General features: G+C 70.2%; 16 protein-coding genes and 1 pseudogene. All 17 read right to left on the minus strand.

Annotated elements, in window-relative coordinates:
- Window positions 1-149: pseudogene (locus D7Y11_RS24030) on the minus strand (prepilin peptidase); the annotation flags it as partial.
- 112 nt (window positions 150-261) lie between these two features.
- Complete coding sequence (locus tag D7Y11_RS24035; protein WP_126934889.1) at window positions 262-1,116, minus strand: FHA domain-containing protein; 855 nt, start codon at window positions 1,114-1,116, stop codon at window positions 262-264.
- Window positions 1,117-1,179: 63 nt separating this feature from the next.
- On the minus strand, window positions 1,180-3,405 hold the full coding sequence (locus D7Y11_RS24040) for a hypothetical protein (protein ID WP_126934890.1): 2,226 nt from the start codon (window positions 3,403-3,405) through the stop codon (window positions 1,180-1,182).
- A gap of 2 nt (window positions 3,406-3,407) precedes the next feature.
- Entirely contained in the window at window positions 3,408-4,937 is a 1,530-nt protein-coding gene (locus D7Y11_RS24045; RefSeq protein ID WP_126934891.1) for a hypothetical protein, read from the minus strand.
- A gap of 165 nt (window positions 4,938-5,102) precedes the next feature.
- The gene (gene glyS / locus D7Y11_RS24050; protein WP_126934892.1) at window positions 5,103-7,211 is read right to left on the minus strand and encodes a glycine--tRNA ligase subunit beta; all 2,109 of its coding nucleotides are present in this window, start codon (window positions 7,209-7,211) and stop codon (window positions 5,103-5,105) included.
- Window positions 7,201-8,193: a glycine--tRNA ligase subunit alpha gene (glyQ, locus tag D7Y11_RS24055; RefSeq protein WP_120577875.1), complete on the minus strand. Its 993-nt coding sequence runs from the start codon at window positions 8,191-8,193 to the stop codon at window positions 7,201-7,203. Before glyQ ends, glyS begins: the two co-directional genes overlap by 11 nt.
- Before the next feature lie 89 nt (window positions 8,194-8,282).
- On the minus strand, window positions 8,283-10,553 hold the full coding sequence (locus tag D7Y11_RS24060) for a serine/threonine-protein kinase (protein WP_126934893.1): 2,271 nt from the start codon (window positions 10,551-10,553) through the stop codon (window positions 8,283-8,285).
- Window positions 10,554-10,647: 94 nt separating this feature from the next.
- Window positions 10,648-11,439: a nucleotidyltransferase domain-containing protein gene (locus tag D7Y11_RS24065; protein WP_172808449.1), complete on the minus strand. Its 792-nt coding sequence runs from the start codon at window positions 11,437-11,439 to the stop codon at window positions 10,648-10,650.
- Window positions 11,436-12,725, minus strand: a complete 1,290-nt coding sequence (locus D7Y11_RS24070) for a nucleotidyltransferase domain-containing protein (RefSeq protein WP_126934894.1) — start codon at window positions 12,723-12,725, stop codon at window positions 11,436-11,438. Before D7Y11_RS24070 ends, D7Y11_RS24065 begins: the two co-directional genes overlap by 4 nt.
- Before the next feature lie 78 nt (window positions 12,726-12,803).
- The gene (locus tag D7Y11_RS24075) at window positions 12,804-13,817 is read right to left on the minus strand and encodes a carbohydrate kinase (protein ID WP_126934895.1); all 1,014 of its coding nucleotides are present in this window, start codon (window positions 13,815-13,817) and stop codon (window positions 12,804-12,806) included.
- A 32-nt stretch (window positions 13,818-13,849) separates the two neighbouring features.
- Window positions 13,850-14,584 (minus strand): DNA repair protein RecO, encoded by a 735-nt coding sequence (recO, locus tag D7Y11_RS24080; RefSeq protein WP_120577871.1) that lies wholly within the window; start codon window positions 14,582-14,584, stop codon window positions 13,850-13,852.
- A gap of 9 nt (window positions 14,585-14,593) precedes the next feature.
- Window positions 14,594-14,980, minus strand: a complete 387-nt coding sequence (locus D7Y11_RS24085) for a RodZ family helix-turn-helix domain-containing protein (RefSeq protein ID WP_120596202.1) — start codon at window positions 14,978-14,980, stop codon at window positions 14,594-14,596.
- A gap of 21 nt (window positions 14,981-15,001) precedes the next feature.
- Window positions 15,002-15,760, minus strand: coding sequence for a social motility TPR repeat lipoprotein Tgl (tgl, locus tag D7Y11_RS24090; RefSeq protein WP_120577869.1), 759 nt, complete (start codon window positions 15,758-15,760; stop codon window positions 15,002-15,004).
- A 23-nt stretch (window positions 15,761-15,783) separates the two neighbouring features.
- Window positions 15,784-16,248, minus strand: coding sequence for a social motility and stimulation tgl protein (locus D7Y11_RS24095; protein ID WP_120526752.1), 465 nt, complete (start codon window positions 16,246-16,248; stop codon window positions 15,784-15,786).
- A gap of 23 nt (window positions 16,249-16,271) precedes the next feature.
- Window positions 16,272-16,955: a hypothetical protein gene (locus D7Y11_RS24100; protein WP_120577868.1), complete on the minus strand. Its 684-nt coding sequence runs from the start codon at window positions 16,953-16,955 to the stop codon at window positions 16,272-16,274.
- Window positions 16,956-17,115: 160 nt separating this feature from the next.
- The gene (locus D7Y11_RS24105; protein ID WP_120577867.1) at window positions 17,116-17,877 is read right to left on the minus strand and encodes a lytic transglycosylase domain-containing protein; all 762 of its coding nucleotides are present in this window, start codon (window positions 17,875-17,877) and stop codon (window positions 17,116-17,118) included.
- Entirely contained in the window at window positions 17,874-18,224 is a 351-nt protein-coding gene (locus tag D7Y11_RS24110; protein ID WP_120577866.1) for a phasin family protein, read from the minus strand. The genes D7Y11_RS24105 and D7Y11_RS24110 overlap by 4 nt, the downstream gene beginning before the upstream one ends.
- Window positions 18,225-18,258 lie beyond the last annotated feature (34 nt).

Here is an 18,258-nt window from a genome sequence, read left to right on the forward strand (position 1 = left end):
CCTTCGGACACACCGCGCACCCCGAGCCCCAACACGATGAGCGGATAGGTCACGGCGTTCGGGATGAGCCGGCGCAGCACGTCGGTCACCACCGCAATCACCAGGGCCACTCCCAGAATCGTCCAAAGCGCGAGCTGAGCAGGTGTCATTCGGCACCTGCTCCCATGGGGAGCAGGCGACCCCCATCAAACAATGGAGGCCCCAAGCCCGTCAAATCCTGAACAAGGCCATCGCACCGTGGGGCCCCGCGTCATGCCGGCTTCAGTGGATGACGAGGCGGATCTTCTCGCTGCAGATGAAGTACTCGTCCCCGTCCTCGACCTTGCGGCGCTTGATGCGCTGCTTGTTGAACCAGGTCCCGTTCGAGGAGCCGAGGTCTTCGATGTAGAAGTCGCCGCCGTCGCGGGCGATGACGGCGTGCTCGCGCGACACCTTGCCGGAGTTGATGACGAAGTCGCAGTGCTTGCCACGGCCGATGACGTACCGGTCCTTGACGATCTTCTCTTCTTCGCCGGACTCCAGGACGAGGTAGAGCGCGGCGCCCTCCTCCTCGTCCGGCTCCTCCATCGGCTCTTCTTCGGCCTCCTCGGGAGGCTCGTCCTGCATGTCGTCGAGCGGCGGCTCCTCCTGCTCCGGCAGGGGATCCTCCTCGTCCTCGATCATGTCGTCCGCGGAGGGCGGGGGCGGCTCGTTCTTGCCCTTGATGAGCCGCTCCAGCTCGGCGGCCGTCTCCAGGACGCGCTCGGCGACCTCGCGGCGCACCGGATCATTGTCCAGCCCGTTGGAGGACGGACGCTCCTCCACATTGCGCGCGGCTGCGCGTGCGGGCGGCGGCGCGGCGGCCAGCACCGGTGGAGCGCCCTTGGCGGCGGCAGGAGGCGGCGCGGCGGCAGGACGCGCGGCCGGGGCGGGCGTGGCGGCCGGCACCGCCGCCACGACAGGCTCGCCCTTCGTCCTCACGTCGATGAAGCCGTTGAGACGCGCGAACATGAACAACGCCTGGTTGATGAGCGCGTCGCGATCCGAGCCCATCTGCTGGGCCATCTCTTCGTACGTCTCCCACAGGTGCTCGGCGATGCCGACCTTGCGTGCGGGACGGGAGTTCTGATCGATCATCGTTCTTGGCTCGGGAAATGCTGGACGTGGGGAACGATAGCAGAGCCGCTCGGGCGCGCCCAGTTACTGGAACGCCCGGAGATACGTGAGGTTGTCCAGGTTGTCGGTGATCGACTCCAGGGCCACCTGGAGCACGCCGTCCGCGGAGGGGTACGCGACGTAGGCGAGGCTGGCCCCCGCCACGTCCGTGGCCACCACGGAAGCAGGCAGGGTGTAGACCGCCAGGCCGCTCGACTGGCTGGTGTCCACGCCGAACACGTAGCGGCGGAAGCGCGGCAGCAGCGTCACCACGTAGCGGTCACCCGCCGCCAGCCGGCTCCCCGCGCCGATGGTCGGCGTCATCGTGAGCGACAACGGCGCGGGCACGTAGGTGGTGGGCGACTTGGGCGGATCCAGGCCCAGGTCGAAGCCGTCCGGGTGGTAGTAGTAGTCCAGGAAGGTGGAGACCGTGTACGTCTCGTTGACGCTCAGCCGCTGCAGGTACGTGTCGCGGGTCTCCGCGCCTGCATAGAGCACGAAGGGCTTCACGTTCGGGCCCGCGCGCACGGTGAACAACGGATACGACGAACAGGGCTCCGCCGCGGCGGCGACCGCGGGGTCGGACAGGTCCGGGAAGAGCCGCGTGAGGCCATTGCCCTGATCCTCCAGGCGCAGGATGGGGATGACCGCCGCGCAGGCGCCCGCGTTGTTCGCCAGGATGATGGAGTCGCCGGCGCTCACGCCGCGGGCCGTCGCCAGGGTCGTCTCGACGAGGAGCGGAGGATCCTCCTGGGTCAGGTCGCGTGAGAGGCCGACCAGTCCGGGCAGCACGCCCTGGAAGACGAAGCGGTACGTCCCGTTGGGCACCGAGCCGTTGCAGAGAAACGCGGTGACGTTGGTCGAATCCGTCGCCTGGGGGCAGCCGGGCTGGACCACGGTGATGCCCTGGAACTGGTCCGTGCGCGCCAGCTCGTTGTTGTCACGCAGCTCCGCGACCACCGACGAGTTCAGCGGCGTGTTGTTTGAGTTGCGGTCCAGGTTGAACGGGCGCCGCTCGTCCGCGCGGAACAGGGTGATCCGCCCGTCGGACGACGGCATGATGCCCAGGAGCGGGATGGCGGTGAGGTAGGCCACGCTGTCCGCCAGGAGCTCGCGAACCTCCAGGCCCGTGCGCAGCGTGAGGCCCGTGGGCAGACCCGCGGACGGCCGCAGGGTCAGCATGGCCGCTCCGGTGATGTCGCGCGCGAGCACCGGCGCCGGGGACGGCTCCTCCACCGGCTTCGGCCCGTTGTCGAGCGCGATGACGCCCTCGCAGTCAGACGAGTTGCACGTCAGCTCATCCAGCACCACGAAGACGAAGCGGCCCGCGGGCCAGGCCTCGATGCAAATCGTCGTACCGTCTTCCAGGGTCCTCTCCTGGGTGCCGGCCGGGCATACCCCCTCCACCTTGGCTCTCTGAACCTCGTAGCTGGGGTGCGTGGCCACGAGCCGCGCCGGGATGTCCACCAGGTCCGCGTAGTTGGGCACCGCGTAGGGCGCCGGACGCGGCCGCTTGTACGGAATCTCCACGGAGGCCCCGTCCGCGACGACGCGCACGAGCCGGCTGGTGCCGGACACGTTGCGGATGGCGACCACCAGCGAGTCCACCCGGTCGGCCCGCGCGGGCAGCGTGAGCATGGACATCACCGTGTCCGCCGGCTTGAGGCAGAAGACGGGCAGCGCGGGAGGCAGCGTGGCCGCGTCGAAGCCCTCCGGGCCGGGCAGGTCCTGGCGCATCACCACCCCGCCGCCAAAGGGGCCGCAGAGCTGCTCGGCGGCCTCCGGGCGCGTCTGGAGCGCGTAGTACAGGACGCTCGGGGCGCCCTCCACCACCGGGGCGTGCGCGGCGAAGGCGGTGATGAGCTGGCCGGTCGCCAGGCGCGTCACCTCGTTGAGGCGCGCGCGGTCCGCAGCCACCACGGAGATTCCGCGGCCGCCGGAGCTGCGCGCGTAGATATACGGGCCGGACACGTCCTCGCCCTTGTCGTTGTAGCCCACGTCGCGGGTGAGCGAGTCGGGCCGCGCGATGACAGGGATGGCCAGGGGCTCCAACGGGTTGGGCGCGGGGATGAACTCACGCGGCGTGCGCGTCAGGTCCAGCACGCGCAGCTCATCCCGGTCCTGGGAGGTGACGAAGACGAGCTGGTTGGAGAGCACCACGTCGTACGTGCCGGACAGACCGGCGGCGCCCGCGGTGGAGGTGGTGTCGGAGCAGGCGAGCGCGAGGCTCGCGCCGCTCAGCAACAGGGCAGCAAGAAAGCCGCGCTTCAAGGTCAGTTCTCCTGGCACACGCTGGTGCCCTGGTTCGGATCGCGCTGCTGCTGGATGCCCAGCTTCGCCACCACCCGCGCGTCCTGGGGACGCGACAGGTCGGGGATGTCCACGATGGCCACCTGGCTGTCACCGAAGTTGGTCACGAACAGCCGCGCCGCGTTCGTCCCGGCGGGGTTGTCCACCGTCAGCCCGAAGGCCTGCGACGGGTTGCTGGTCTGGTTGAGTTCGTTGACGAGCGGCACCTGCGCCACGACCTGCCCGAGCGCCTCGTCGTAGAGGGACACCGCGCTGTCGCCGGTGCTCGTCACCGCGATGATGTGGGTGTCCGCGTTGGACGTGCCCGGAGTCCGCGAGATGATCTGCATGTCGCTCACGCCGTCGGGCATGGGCACCGCGGAGACCACCCGGAAGAAGGGCTGGGTGGCGGCGGTGCCCGGCACCGCGTCGTATTCGAAGTCGAGGGTGAGCAGCGTGTCCGGGCCGCGCGCCAGCATGTACAGCCGCTCGCGCACGAAGTTCGGACGCGCCGCCAGCTCCGCCGCCGTCACCGGACGGGGCACCACCCGCGCCGCGCGCGCCTCGCGGATGCGGTACTCCGACTGCAGCGAGGGCTCCAGGATGGTGCCGGGGTCGTTCTTGTCCACCAGCCGCAGCACGTAGTTGCCGGCCACGGTGCCGCTGATGCCGGCCACGAAGTTGCGGCCCGTCACGTAGAGGTAGCCCGCCCCCACCGTCACCGAATCCGAGCCGCCGTAGAGGTAGCCCTCGGGAGACAGCGAGATGAAGCCCAGCGAGTCACGCGTGGGGTTGTCCAGCTTCAGCGTGGCCAGGTAGCTCTCGAAGTTGGTGCTGGACTTGGCGGGCGAGTCCGCCGCCTCCGAGTGCGTCACATACAGGTTGCCGCTCGCCTCATCCACCGTCACGCCGATGGGCGACGGAGCGCGGGGCAGGCCCGGCCGGCCCTCGTCACTGAGGGACGACGGGATGTCCTCGGTGAGCGACAGCGCGCCGTTGCGGCAGTCCACGCCGCCCTGCACGCAGGTGAGCACCGGAGCGCCGTTGGCCTCCAGGCTCACGTCCACCGCGTTCAGGTTGTTGCCCTCCGCACGCGAGGGCACGAACAGGCGTGGCAGACCCGTGGCCGGGTTCACCCACATGGCCAGCTCACCCGCGAAGCTGCGGATCTGCACGAGCGACTCGTCCGCGGAGGACAGGTCCTCGAAGGCGAGCGAGGCGTCCGGGGGCACGCTGCCCAGGTGGGGCACCATGACGGTCTGCCCGTCCACCTGCGTGCTCAGCGTGTCCAGGTTCAGTGCCACCACCGAACCGGAGTCGTAGCAGTTGTCGAAGTTGGCGTTCGCGACGAACAGATAGCCGTTGCTCGCGGATGGCCCGCCCGCCGCTGGAGGGCGCCAGAACGCCACCCCGCTGGGGTAGACAAAGCGGGTGGACGGAGGCGGGTTCGGTTCGGATTCAATCGAACACGCACCGAGGAGCAGCAGCGCGGGGGTCAGGAAGTAGAGGCGCATCAGAGGGGGGCGGAGTGTAGGAACGCGGCCCTGCGCCGGGCAACTGAATAGGGGGGCCACTATTCCCGGTCGCCTTCCCGCCGACATCCGCCCCCGTCCGGAAGGCGTGCGCCGCCCCCCTGGTGGGGGAACGGGCACGCTCCGGCGGTGAAGCGGCGGCCAGGCTCAGGCAGCGGCGGTCTCGGCCTGGATCTTGGAAAAGTCCGCCACCTGGTTGAACAGGGCGCCAATCTCCGTGAGGAACCGGATGCGGTTCTCCCGCAGGTCCTTGTCCTCGGCCATCACCATCACCTTGTCGAAGAAGGTGTCCACGGCGGGCTTCAGGCCGGTGATCTCCTTGAGCGCGCCGGCGAAGTCGTCCGCGCGCACGTGCGCGCCCACCTTGTCGCGCGCCTGGGTGAAGGCGGTGTGGAGGTTCTTCTCCGGCTCGTCCGTGAAGCGCTGCGGGTTGGTCTGCCCGCCGGCCACGTCCTTGCCCTGCTTCTCCACGATGTTGACCACGCGCTTGAACGCCACCGCAAGCGGCTGGAAGTCCGAGTGGCCCACGAGCACGCTCAGGGCCTCCAGGCGCTTCTTCGCCGCCACGAGGTCATCGAAGCCCACGGCCAGCACCGCCTCCACGACGTCGGTGCGGTGCTGCTCGCCCCACAGCGCCTTGAGGCGGCCGCGGAAGAACTCCAGCACCTGCTCGCGCGGGGCTGCTTCCCCTGGCTTGCGCTTCACGTTGGCCAGCTTGGGGGCCAGCAGGCGCAGCGCCTCGTCCACCGCGGCGGAGAGGCTGAAGCGGTAGCCGCGCCCCAGCACGATGCGGATGATGGACAGGCACGCGCGGCGCAGCGCGAACGGATCCGCCGCGCCCGACGGAGCCTTGCCAATGGCGAAGATGCCGCACAGCGAGTCCAGGCGGTCCGCCAGGCCGATGAGCGCGCCCGCGTCCTGGGACGGCAGCGCGTCCTCGGCGCCGCGGGGCAGGTAGTGCTCGAAGATGGCCAGCGCCACCGCGTCGGGCTCGCCGCCTGCTCTCGCGTACTCGCGGCCCATCACGCCCTGGAGCTCCGGGAACTCGCCCACCATGCCGGTGACGAGGTCCGCCTTGGACAGCGTGGCGGCGCGCTCCACCGTGGCCACCTCCCCTGCCCTGCCCGTGGCCTGGGCCAGCCAGCCCGCCAGCGAGCGGAAGCGCTCCACCTTCTCCAGGTACGTGCCCAGCTGGCCCTGCCACACCACGCGGCCCAGCTTCTCCACACGGTCGGCCAGCGGCGTGCGGCGGTCCTCGTCGAAGAAGAAGCGCCCGTCCGCGAGCCGCGCGCGCAGCACGCGTTCGTAGCCACGCAGGGACAGCTGCGCGTCGCGCACCGGCGTGTTGGACACGGCGATGAAGCGCGGCAGCAGCTTCCGCTGCCCGTCCAACAGAGAGAAGTAGCGCTGGTGGCTCTTCATCTCCTGCACCAGCACCTCCGACGGCAGGTCCAGGTGGCGCGCGTCGAAGCTGCCCACCACGGGGCTCGGCAGTTCCACCAGGTTCGTCACCTGGTCCACCAGGCCCTCGTCCTCCATGAGCTGCCCGCCTGCCGCCGTCGCCGCGGCGTGCAGCTTCTCCACGAGCGACGCGCGGCGCTTGCCGATGTCCGCCAGCACGTGCGCCTTCTCCAGCGCGGACTCGTAGTCCGCGGGCGCCTTCAGCGTGATGGGACCCGGCGCGAGGAAGCGGTGGCCGTAGGTCGCCCGTCCGCTCTTCACGTCGCCGAGCACCACCGCCAGCTCCATGTCGCCCAACAGCGCTACCAGCCACTGCACCGGGCGCGCGAAGGACGTGTCCACGTCACCCCAGCGCATGGACTTCTTGAAGTTGATGCCGTGCACGGCCGCGTGCAGCGCGTCCTGGAGGATGGCCTCCGCCGGACGGCCCTTTTCCTCCACGCGCGCGGAGACGTACTCGCCCTTGGCCGTCGTCGTGCGGCCGAGCGCGTCCACGGACAGCTTGAGCCCTTCGGCGAACTTCTCCGCCGCCTTGGTGGGCTTGCCCTGCGCGTCGAAGGCGGCCTTGGCACTGGGCCCCAGGACTTCCTTCGTCACGTCCTCGCCCGAGTCCGCCACGTCGCGAACGAGGACGGCCAGCCGGCGCGGCGTTCCGAAGGTGCGCACATCACCGTGCTTCAAGCGCGCGTCGGCCATGCGCTCGGTGAGCACGCGCTTCAGGTCCTCCAGCGCGGGCACGATGAACGACGCCGGGATCTCCTCGGCACCGATTTCCAGGAGCAGGTCACGAGCCACGGGCCACCTCCGTCTTCTCCTTCTTCTCCACGGGCTTGTTGAGCTGCACCGTCTTCCAGTAGTCGCTGGCGGGCTTGCCCTCCAACACCGGCGGCTGCTCGCCCACCGTCCACGGCGTCTTCGTCAGCGGGAAGCCCAGCCGCTCGCGCATCTGCAGGTAGCCCTCCGCGCACAGGCGCGCGTTGTCACGCACGCGCTTGATGAAGCTGGCGCGCTCGGTGACGGAGATGGAGCCACGCGCATCCAGCAGGTTGAACGTGTGCGAGCACTTGAGCGCGAAGTCGTACGCGGGCAGCGGCAGGTGGCGCTCGATGAGCCGCTTGCACTCCTTCTCGTACGCGTCGAACAGCGTGAAGAGCATCTGCGGGTCGGACTCGTGGAGGGCGTACTTGCTCATCTCCACCTCGTTCGCGTGGAAGATCTCGCGGTACTTCACGCCCTTGACCCACTCGATGTCGAAGACGCTCTCCACGTTCTGGAGATACCTGGCCAGGCGTTCCAGCCCGTACGTCAGCTCCGCGGCCACGGGGCGGCAGTCGAAGCCGCCGCACTGCTGGAAGTAGGTGAACTGCGTCACCTCCTCGCCGTCGCACCACACCTCCCATCCCAGGCCCCAGGCGCCCAGCGTGGGCGACTCCCAGTCGTCCTCGACGAAGCGGATGTCGTGCTCCAGCGGGTCCAGGCCGATCTTCCGCAGCGACTCCAGGTACAGCTCCTGGACGTTCTTGGGCGCGGGCTTGAGGATGACCTGGAACTGGTGGTGCTGGAACAGGCGGTTCGGGTTCTCACCGAAGCGGCCGTCGGCGGGGCGCCGCGAGGGCTGCACGTAGGCGACGTTCCACGGCTCGGGACCGAGCGCGCGCAGGAACGTGTAGGGGGCCATCGTGCCCGCGCCGACTTCCGTGTCGTACGACTGGGTGACGATGCATCCCTTGTCGGCCCAGTGCTTCTGGAGCGTGAGGATGAGGTCCTGGAAATACATGTTGGCGAGTCCTTCTCGCAGTGCGTCGAAGGCGAAGGCGGAACGCGGCGGACCCTAGTGAGGGGGTCCAGGAGCGTCAAGGACGGCGGTCAGTCCGAGTAGGCCGGGAGGTCGGCCAGTCGAATCTGCAGCTTCGTCACTTCTCCGGGGCGAATGGGAGCGGACAACAGCTTGCTCGTACCGCCGGGGTCCTGCGGGTCCACCACGCGCAAACGGTACGTCCCGATGGGCAGGGGGAATTTGATCAGCGGGGACGTGCCCAGCTGCGTGGCGCCGTCGAACACCGCCGCGTTCTTCGGCACCGTGTAGAGCGTCAGCCAGCCCAGGCCCGCCTTCGCCGCGCCCTTCGAGGTGGTCGTGTCGAGCACCTCCGGGTTCTCCACCTGCGTCACGGTGGTGACGGGCTCCGGGGGCCGCTCCGAGGGCTCGGGCTTCGCGGGGCGCGGCTCCACCTTCGCCACCGCGGGCGCTTCCGTCGTGGCGGCAGGCTTCGTCTTGCGTCCCCCCTTGCCGGCGGGGGCCTTCTTCGTGTCGACGGGCGTCGCGTCCACCACCGGTTCGGGCGTGGGCGGCGGCGCCACCACCGGCTCGGGCTCGGGCTCGGGGGTGGTCTTCTGGACGAAGCCCGGCGGAGGACCGGAGGGCTTCGGCGGCCACTGTCCGTTCGCGGCGGGGTCCACGGGCGGAGGCGGATCCATCTCCGCCTTCACCCACTGCTTCGCGGAGTCGAACGCCGGCATGAACATGCGGCGCACGGGTTCGAGCGTCGCCAGCCAGACCACGCCGCCCAGGATGAGGAGCAGGAACAACCGCATGCCCCAGCCGGAGCCCTCGCGAGCGGGCGGGGCCACGGGGGGCGCTTCAACGGACTCCTCTTCCTCCACCTGGCGTGAGGGCCGCGTGGTGCCGCGCACCGGACGGGCCTTGAAGCGCTGGGTCTGGAGCTCGCTGGGCGGATCCATCAGCCCGTCGGACTCGGCCGCGTCGCGGGCCTCGGTGGGCTCGGGGCGCGCGCTGGGACGAGCCCGCGAGGGCCGCACGGCGTCAGCGGGAGGACGGATGACCCGGGGAACGGGCGTCCCATCCGAGCCCGAGGGCCGCTGCGCTCGCGGCGTCACGGTGGGAGTGTTGACGCGAGAGGCGCGGGCCTCCACGGCCTCATTGGCGGGACGCGGGGTGGCGCGGGGCGCGGGCGCCGCGGACTCGGTCGCGGTGCGGCGGACGGGCGTGGGCTTGAAGGACGCCGCGACGTCCGCGGCTGGAGCCTCCGCGTGCGGAGACTGCACCTGCGCGGTGGCCGCGGCGGAGGCCTGTTCACCGCCCTCCTCCACCTGGAGCGCACCGGCGGCCTCGCTGACGCGGGCGTCCTCGGCGCGGCTGGCCAGCTCCAGGAGCGTGCGCGTCTTCTGGCGCTTCTCCTCGAAGAGCTCGCCCATGACGGCGGTCATCTGGTCTTCGTCGAACAGCTCGGAGCCCAGCGTGGCCTCGATGGCGCGCCCCATCTCCCGGCAGGTTCCGAAGCGCTGGGTGGCATCGCGCGACAGCGCCTTGAGCACCACTGCTTCCAGGGCCTCCGGCACGGCCGCGTTGAGCGAGCGCGGCGCGGGAATGTCCCCGTCCACGATCTGCATCATCACGGCGGCTTCGCCGGGCGCGTTGAACAGGCGCTGGCCGGCCAGCAGCTCATGGAGCATCACGCCCGTGGAGAACTGGTCGCTGCGGCCATCCAGGTCCTTGTTGCGAACCTGCTCCGGGGACATGTACCCGCTGGTCCCCTTCACGGTGCCCACCTGCGTGCGGCCCAGCTTGCCGCGCGCCTTGGCGATGCCGAAGTCGATCACCTTCACGACGCCGTCGTAGGTGAGCATCACGTTCTTCGGGGACACGTCGCGGTGCACCACCGCCACGGGGCGGCCCGACGGATCCATGAAGTGGTGGGCGTAGTGCAGGCCCAGGCACGTGTCGCGAATCACGCGCGCGCTGAAGCCCAGCGGCAGCGCGTACTTGCGCCGCTCCGCCATCTTCACCACCTGCTCCAGGTTCTGGCCGGGCAGGAACTCCATGGCGAGGTACAGCTCGCCGTCCTCCTCACCCAGGTCGAACACCTGTCCGATGTTCGCGTGCGAGAAGGCCGCGGTGATGCGCGCCTCGTCGAGGAACATCTTGACGAACTGGTCGTCCTTCTTGATGTCGGGGAGGATCTGCTTCACCGCCACGAACTTGCGGAAGCCACCGGGGCCGGAGGTGTACGCGAGGAACAACTCCGCCATCCCGCCCATCGAGAGGCGGGTGAGGATCTCGTACTTTCCGATGCGCCGCCCCCGGTCGGGATCGTCTCCGGCGACTCCCTGCGTGCTCATGGCAGGGCGGATGTTACCCGCCATGCCCTCCCAGGTCGATGACCGTCTTTACAGACGGCCCCCACCCCGGCCTCCGGAGCCCGGTGAAAGCGGATTAGGCGCCGAACCGCCGTCGCCGCACGTCGAGCATCCAGCCTTCGAGCGCGGCCACGGCCGACGGTTGTGGCTCCAGAGGCAACACGGAGGCCGCGTCCGCCGCGTCGAGCACCGCGAAGGCGCGCGTCACCTCCCGCTGCCACTGCTCGCTGAGCGCGTCGGTCAGCTCGATGCGCTCACCGCTCCGCTTGCGCTCCACCAGCGTGCGGGCTTCACCAAAGCCATACGGTTCCAGCAGGACGGTGACGTCCGTCTCCACTTCGCCCGTGCGCAGCGCATGCGTTCCGGTGAGCGTGGTGCGCAGCACGTACAGCAACTTCTTCACGGAGCGGAATCCGCTCTTCTCCCATTCGCGGAACTGCCCCTGCGCGAAGCCGCGGTAGTGCCGGTGGATGCGCCGCGACAGCACGGCCCGCACCAGGGGCCGCAGCGCCTCCAGCTCCTCCGGCAGGGCTCGCACGGTGATGGCACCCAGCACGCGCTCGATGTAGTTGCCGTTGCCCTGGAGGATGCCCAGCAGCACGGGCTGCAGCTCGTTGGACGAGTAGTCCACCTCCACGCCCTCCAGCACCTCCAGCCGCTCCGCCGGCACGTGCCGGGGCTGGAGGCCGAGGAGCGCGGCGGTGGGCGCGATGTGGATGGCCTTGAGGTCCAGGTCGCTGTCATGCGACGGGAAACCGTACGCATGCGCGCCAGACAGCGAGATGACCAGGTGCTCGCGCAGGAGGGACTCCGCGTCCAGCACGCGGTCCGCCATGCGCTCCTGATGTTCCGTCACCCTGCCCTTCATTCCGTCCCTCCTTCCAGCGCCGGAGCCTCCGGCGCGTCACGGCCCAGCGGTCCAGGCGTCTTCAAGACCCAGCGCCGAGCCACCTCGTCCCCCACGCGGCGCAGCAACTGGTCCGCGCGGGCGTAGTCCGGATGCTCCGGCAGCTGGCTCTCGCGGTGCGCGGCCTCCAACGCCGGAGCCATCGCCTCGGCGTCGCGCAGCACGTCCTCCAGGGGCACCTGTCCCCCCTTGATGTCGAGCAGCCGCGCCTTCAACGCCCCCGTCGCCTCGAACGTGGGCACACCGTCGCGCAGCCAGCCCGTCGCCAGCGACACCAGCCGCAGCAGGTTGTACGCGTTCTTCGGCCGCAGCTCCCGAGCGGACGGAGGACGCTGGCCTCCGCCGCGCGCGTACGCCGTGAGCGCCGCGAAGTCGTTCGACGCGAGCAGCCCCTGGTCCCAGAGCGAGCGGTAGAGCTGCTTGACGTAAGTCTTCGCGGCGAGCACCGCGTCCTCGGGCGTGGGCGAGGCACGGGGAGACACGGCGGCCAGGCGACGGGCCACCTCGTCCAGGTCCGGCGTGGGCTCCTCGCACAGCCACGCGAGGAGCAGGTCGCGGTGCTCGGCCAGCCGCTGGCTGCGGGTGAGCTTGTCGAGCTGGCTCATGGCGTAGCGCCCGAAGCTGCCGAAGATGGCCTTGGAGACGAACGCCTCGCGCGCCTCCAGCACCCAGGTGCCCAGTTCGTCCACCGCCGTCGCGCCAGGGACGAAGAGGGTCTCCAGCGTGTTCGGATCCGCGCGCAGCGCCTGCTCCACCGTCTTGCGGACCTCCCAGTACGTGGTGCTGCCATCCGCGCTCACCAGGTCCTGCGGTGGCTGCCCCAGGCCCAGCGTCCACGGAAGCGGCAGCGCGAACACACCGCGCACGTCCACGTCGGAGCGCTCATCCGCGAGCCCCCAGGCGTGACTGCCCACGCGCGTCTCCAGCACCACGCAGGGTCGCAGCGCGCTCCAGGCCGCCTCGCGCCGCTGGGCGAACTGCACCTGTCCCGTGCGCCGGGGCACCAGCTCGTCGCGCGCGAACCACACCTCGCCCACGCCGACGATCTGCACGTCGAAGCCGCCGTCATGCGCGCGCACCACGCGGCCCACCACGCCCTGGGGGATACGGCGTCCCCCGGACGCCACGCGCTCCACGCGGGTCGTGACCTCGGTGCCATGCGGCAGGGGCACCGACAGCCGGTCAATCTGCTCCAGTCCCCGGACGCGAGCCGGGGCGGAGGAAGAAGCCTCACGGGTGTCGCTCATCGATCCCTCCTGGATGGGATGGTGGGCCACGCAGGACGCAGCGAAGCACGCGAGCCTGACCCGGAACGGCGCTTCCCGTCAGCGCGCGATGCGTCGCGTAGCGGGTTGAGCGGGCAGAAGCCCCTCCACTTCGGATGCAAGGGGGAGCGCCGCCACCGCGCCCAGCTTCGTCACCACCCGGGCCCCCACGCCCGCCGCGAAGGACATCAGCGCGACCAGCTCCTCGCGTGTCGCGCCCTCCAGCGAGCTCGCGTCGCCGTACCAACGCACCAGGCCGCTCAACATGGCGGACACAAAGCCATCCCCTGCGCCCGTTGTGTCCACCACCGTCACCTGGGGCGCGGGCACTGAGAGGACCTCGCCCCGCCAGAGGAACACCGCGCCGCGAGGTCCCAGCGTCACCACGGGCAGCCGCACGCCCCGCGCGGCCAGGACGTGCAGGGCCGCCTCGGGCGAGTGCTCGCCGGTCGCGAAGTGGATCTCCTCCTCGGACAGCTTCACCACCGTGCACAAAGGCAGCATGCGTCCCAGGAGCGCCTGCAGTTCCTCGGGCTGCGTCCACATGTGCAGCCGCAGGTTCGGATCACAGCTCACCAGCATCCCGGCCTCACGGGCCAGGGTGAGCATGCGCACCATGGCCTCGCGTGCCTCCGGCAGGAGCAGGGAGTTGGAGCCGCAGTGCAGCACCTTCGCGCGTCGCACGAAGTCGCCGTCCACGTCGGAGTCGTCCAGCAGGAACTCCGCGGACCGCGTCCGGAAGTACGTGAAGCTGCGCTCGCCATGCGCGTCCAGCGAGACGAACAACAGGCCCGTGCGAGCGTGGTCCACCTGTCGCAGGCGGCTCACGTCCACGCCGTCCGCCGCCAACCGGTCTCGCAGGAAGTGGCCGAACTCGTCGGAGCCCACCACGCCCACCATCGCCGAGCGCAGGCCCAACCGCGCGAGCCCCACGGAGACATTGGCAGGGGAACCTCCCGGCGATGGCTTCCAGGCCTCCACGTCCCGCACGCGCGTGGCGCCGCCGGCCACGGGAAGGAAGTCCACCAGCGTTTCGCCGACACACACCACGTCCAGCGGCCCGGCCTCGTGCATGACAGCTCCCCCTGGGGACCGCGTGCTACCCGTCAGTCCAGGCCCACCTGCGCCATGAAGTCCACGCTCTTGAGCTTGCGGCCCACGTGGTGCGCGATGAAGACGTTGAGCAGGCCACGAGCCCGCGCACGGAGGTCCGCGGGCAGCGGCGTGCGTTGACCCTCCTGGAGCGAGCGCAGGCCGGCCAGCAGCGCCACCGGCACCGGCACCGAGTCACGCGCGCGTCCGCCACACGGCTCGCACACCGCGCCACCGTGGCCCTGGTCGAACCGGGGCCGCTCGCCGGGCTGACCGCCACACAGCGAGCAGGAGTCGAACCGGGGCATCAACCCCGCCTGCGCCAGCGCGGCCAGCTCGAACGCGAGCAGCGACGTGGGCCCGGCCTCCTTCGCGTCCAGCCGGTGCATGTAGCCCTCCACCAGCTCGAACAGCTCCGGGTGCGGTTCGTGTTCGCGCGTGAGCTCGCGGCACAGTTCCACCGCGTACAGCGCCCGGGCGATGAGCGACAGGTCCTCGCGCGCGGCGTAGAAGCCCGTGACGATGTCCGCCGAATCGATCCGCACCGTGCTTCCGCGCGTCTCCACCAGTTGCACGCGCAGCCGCATGAACGGCTCCAGCGCTCCCGCGAACCGGCGCTTGCTCTTGCGCGCGCCCGCGGCGAACGCGGTCAGCTTGCCGTGCTCGCGCGTGAGCAGCGTCACCAGCCGGTCGGACTCACCGTAGTCCACCGTGGACAGCACGAACGCGTCGTCGGCGTACCGCTCCATGATCCCTCGTCAACGCGCGGCGGGAGGCGGAAGCTTCCCGGACAGCACCAGGAACAGCCCCGCGCCCAGGAGCACGACCGCCAGGAGGATGGCCAGGATGACGTACGCCCGCTTGCGGCGCGCCTTCTCGAGCTGCGCCGGAGAAGGCGCGGGCACCGCCCGGTCCACCTCCTCGTAGCGCAGCGCCGCTTCCTCCGGCGACAGGCCGATGACCTGCGCGTACGCGCGGATGTAGTTCAGCACGAACACGCGCTCGGGCAGCCGCTCCACCTGCCCCGCCTCCAGCGCCGCGACGAGGCTGGGGGGAATCTTCGTCTCCCGGGAGACGTCCTCGCGCGACATGCCGCGAAGCTCGCGCTGCTGGCTGAGGTATTTGCCGAAGTCGACGTGGTCCACGGTCTTTCGGGGCCCCCGCGGCTAGAGGTGGTCCAGCAGTGAGCGGCAATCGTCCTTGAGCACCTGCTCGTTGGACTGGGCCTTGGCCTCGCAGCCCGCGAACGCCTTCTTCGCCTCCTCCACCCGCCCGAGCTTCGCCTGGCACACGCCTTCGCGCTGGTAGGCCTCCGCCACTTCGGGGCACTTCTCACGGTAGTGGGCGAACTGCCGGCACGCCTCCTCCGTCTTGCCCGTCTCGTCGTAGATGATGCCCAGGTTCTTGTAGCCCAGGCAGAAGTCCGGGTTGGTGGTGATGGCGGCCTTGATGTTCTGCACCGCGTTCGCCGTGTCGCCCTTCTTGTAGAGCGCCCAACCCAGGTTCCCCTGCGCGGAGTAGCCGTGGCGGTACTGCATGTCGTTGAGCGACTCTTCGTACAGCTTGATGGCGTCGTCGTAGCGGCCCTGATCCAGGCGCAGGTTGCCCAGGTTGGTGCGCGCGTCGGAGAAGGACGGCCGCAGCGTCAGCGCCTTCTCGTAGTGGGCCGAAGCCTCGTCGAGCCGCCGGAAGGACAGGTGCAGCAGCAGGCCCACCGCGTTGTGGGCCTCCGGGTTGCCCGGGTTCAGCTCCAGCGCCTTCTGGTACTCCGCGAGCGCGTCCTGCACATGGCCGTGCTGCTGCGCCTGCACGCCCAGGTCGTAGTGGATCTCCGAGCCCTGGCGCTCCTTCTCCGTGGGGACGTGCGCACAGCCCGCCGACGCGAGCGCGAACGCTAGGAAGCAGGAGGAAGTGATGCGGAACATGGGTGCCAATCCAGGGTGGGGGTTCAGAACGCGGCCAGGAAGCGGCCCAGGGTGGTGGCGACGTTGCGCTTCTCTTCGGCGCGGGCCTTCACGGCGGGCACGAGCGTGGGCTCCCGGAAGAACACGGGCAGCGTCTTCAGCCACTCGTCCTGCTGCGCGGGGGCCGCGGCACGCCAGTTCGCGTTGTCCATCATGAAGCCCAGCGACTCCACGAACGCGAGCGCGTCGTCCTCGTCCTCCCGCAGCTCATCCGCGGACTGGATGCGCCGGCCGGACACGTACACCGCGCAGTCCCCCGCCTCCACGAGGTACAGGTACACGAAGACGCCCGCGCCCTGCCCGCCGCGCAGCCCCACCACGAAGGCCTGCGCGGGTCCGGCCTGCTTGCCGGGAATGGCCACGTGCGGCGTGTTGAGGGCCAGGTGCAGCGCCAGCACCTGGTCGCGGTTGGCGGGAAGGCCCCGGTAGCGCTCGTCGATGGTGAACACCGTCGTCTCCCTTCCCGCGCACCCTAACGGGTGGTGAGCGTGAACTCCTCGGTCGCGTCCTGCACGTCCGCAGCCGTCTTCTGGAAGCGGATGAGGGGCGTGTCAATCATCACGTTGCCGCCGCCCTCGTTCCCCTCGCCGATGATCACCTTGAAGACGTTCCCGGGCGACGTGCTGCGGCGGCTGCCCCCAGCCTGCTTGCGGGCAATCAGCGTCACCGCGTTCGCGCCGGGACGCAACTGGCTGGTGATGTCCACCACCACCTGGTCCTCGTTGTTGCGCAAACGGCGCAGCCAGCGCGAGTTCACGTACACGTCGATGTCGAAGTCCGTCATGCCCGGCGTCGTCTGCTCCGTCACCAGCCAGTAGCGCTGGGTGATGCGCCCCGGTGAGGCCGAGGGAGCAGCGGGTGCGGCCGACGCGGGGGCCTGCGCGACGACGCCAGCGTCCGGAGGAGCGGCGGCCGGAGGCGTGGCGGTGGAAGGCGTCGCGGGCGTGGGCGTCACGGTCGTCACGCGGGCGGCGTACCCCGGCGCGTCGATGTAGATGTTCCCTTCCGCGTCGATGCGGACGGTGGCTTTCTCGAAGCGCGTGTTCGTCACCCCGTCGATCTTCACGCCGTTCAGGAAGACCGAACCGGCCAGGGCCAGCATGGGGACGAGCGAGGCCACGACGGTGATGGCAATACGGGCGGAAGGACGGGGCATGGGGGCATTCCTCCTGGGAATCCTCAACAGTCCCGGGAGCTTGCGAACGACTTAGCGCACCCAGGGGAGCGGAACAAGGCGGCGACGACCCTCCTTGGAGCGCTTCGCCGCGCCGAACATTCACCCGGGGGCCCGTCTTCCAGTCCAGCCGCGAAGACCGTCAGGGCGCCGCGGTCGGAGTCTCGTCAGGCGCCGGTGGCGGCAGCTCGCGCTGCGCGAGCGCCCAGTCCCCGCCCAGGCCATGGCCCTCGCGGAAGCGGCGGAAGTCGCGGCGCACGGCCCGGGGGTAGCGGCGGAACTTCTCCAGCTCTCCGGCCTTCATGGCATCCCGGATGCGCGTGGGGCCCGCGTTGTAGGCCATCAGCGCCAGGTCCAGGTCTCCGCCGAAGCGGCCCTGCAGGTTGCGCAGGTAGCGGATGCCCAGGCGCACGCAGACGGCGGGATCGGCGACCACCTCCTCGCGCGACAGCCTCAGGCCTTCCTTCTCCGCCAGGAAGTGCAGCGTGCTGGGCTTGATCTGCATCAGGCCCCGAGCGCCCTTCTCGGAGACGGACTCCTCCTCGAAGTCGGACTCCACGTCGATGAGGGCCAGCACCAGCAGCGGATCATACCCCGTGCGGCGCGACTCCTCGTCGATGGCCTGCCCCAGCCGCCGGCGCAGCGTGAGCCCCAGGTCCGGGGCGCGCTTGGCCAGCACGGCGTCGATGAGGGCCGCCTCCTCGGAGACGGCCTCCTGCGCCACCATCTCGGGGACCACGGGTTGGGAGGTGGGCTCCTCCAGGAGGGGCACCACCCGAGCGGACACCACGAGCGCCACGCCCGCGAGCAGCGGGAGCCGGGAGCACCCGCTGCTCAGGGCATGCAGCCCCGCGAAGAACCGCGTTCCCAACGACCTGCCGCCCGAGGCGGCGGGTCCACTCACTTGCGGTGCTCCAGGGCCTGGATGCGTTCGTTCAGACGCTCCAGGCGGGCACCGAATGCCTGCAACTCCTCGCGGCGCGGCAGCTTCAGGAGGGTCAGGGCCGTGCGGACCCGATCCTCCACGTTGTGCTCCAGGTCCTTGCGGTGCCCCGTCAGCCGGTCCGCGAACTCACGGGCCTGGCGCTTCACCTCGTCCTGGCTCCAGCCCGCGACGGACGCCACGCGCTGCACTGCGCGGGAAGCCTCCTCCTCCGCCGTGTTCACCGCCAGGAGCGCCTGGCTCCAGATCCGTTCGAATGCCTCCGCCACGGAGGTCTTCTCTCGGGGGGCCTCGGTGTTGGTGTCCATGAAGTCTCTCCGGGAGTTACCCCGGGCTCCTTCC

The organism is Corallococcus sp. AB018 (assembly GCF_003986945.1).
Taxonomy (GTDB): Bacteria; Myxococcota; Myxococcia; order Myxococcales; family Myxococcaceae; genus Corallococcus; species Corallococcus exiguus.

What these genes read in the sequence shown, in the direction of transcription:
- D7Y11_RS24070 (WP_126934894.1), bottom strand. Translation starts at nt 12,725, where the DNA reads ATGAGCGACACCCGTGAGGCTTCTTCCTCCGCCCCGGCTCGCGTCCGG.
- recO (WP_120577871.1), bottom strand. Translation starts at nt 14,584, where the DNA reads ATGGAGCGGTACGCCGACGACGCGTTCGTGCTGTCCACGGTGGACTAC.
- D7Y11_RS24065 (WP_172808449.1), bottom strand. Translation starts at nt 11,439, where the DNA reads ATGAAGGGCAGGGTGACGGAACATCAGGAGCGCATGGCGGACCGCGTG.
- D7Y11_RS24110 (WP_120577866.1), bottom strand. Translation starts at nt 18,224, where the DNA reads ATGGACACCAACACCGAGGCCCCCCGAGAGAAGACCTCCGTGGCGGAG.
- D7Y11_RS24060 (WP_126934893.1), bottom strand. Translation starts at nt 10,553, where the DNA reads ATGAGCACGCAGGGAGTCGCCGGAGACGATCCCGACCGGGGGCGGCGC.
- D7Y11_RS24100 (WP_120577868.1), bottom strand. Translation starts at nt 16,955, where the DNA reads ATGCCCCGTCCTTCCGCCCGTATTGCCATCACCGTCGTGGCCTCGCTC.
- glyQ (WP_120577875.1), bottom strand. Translation starts at nt 8,193, where the DNA reads ATGTATTTCCAGGACCTCATCCTCACGCTCCAGAAGCACTGGGCCGAC.
- tgl (WP_120577869.1), bottom strand. Translation starts at nt 15,760, where the DNA reads ATGTTCCGCATCACTTCCTCCTGCTTCCTAGCGTTCGCGCTCGCGTCG.
- D7Y11_RS24035 (WP_126934889.1), bottom strand. Translation starts at nt 1,116, where the DNA reads ATGATCGATCAGAACTCCCGTCCCGCACGCAAGGTCGGCATCGCCGAG.
- D7Y11_RS24045 (WP_126934891.1), bottom strand. Translation starts at nt 4,937, where the DNA reads ATGCGCCTCTACTTCCTGACCCCCGCGCTGCTGCTCCTCGGTGCGTGT.
- D7Y11_RS24075 (WP_126934895.1), bottom strand. Translation starts at nt 13,817, where the DNA reads ATGCACGAGGCCGGGCCGCTGGACGTGGTGTGTGTCGGCGAAACGCTG.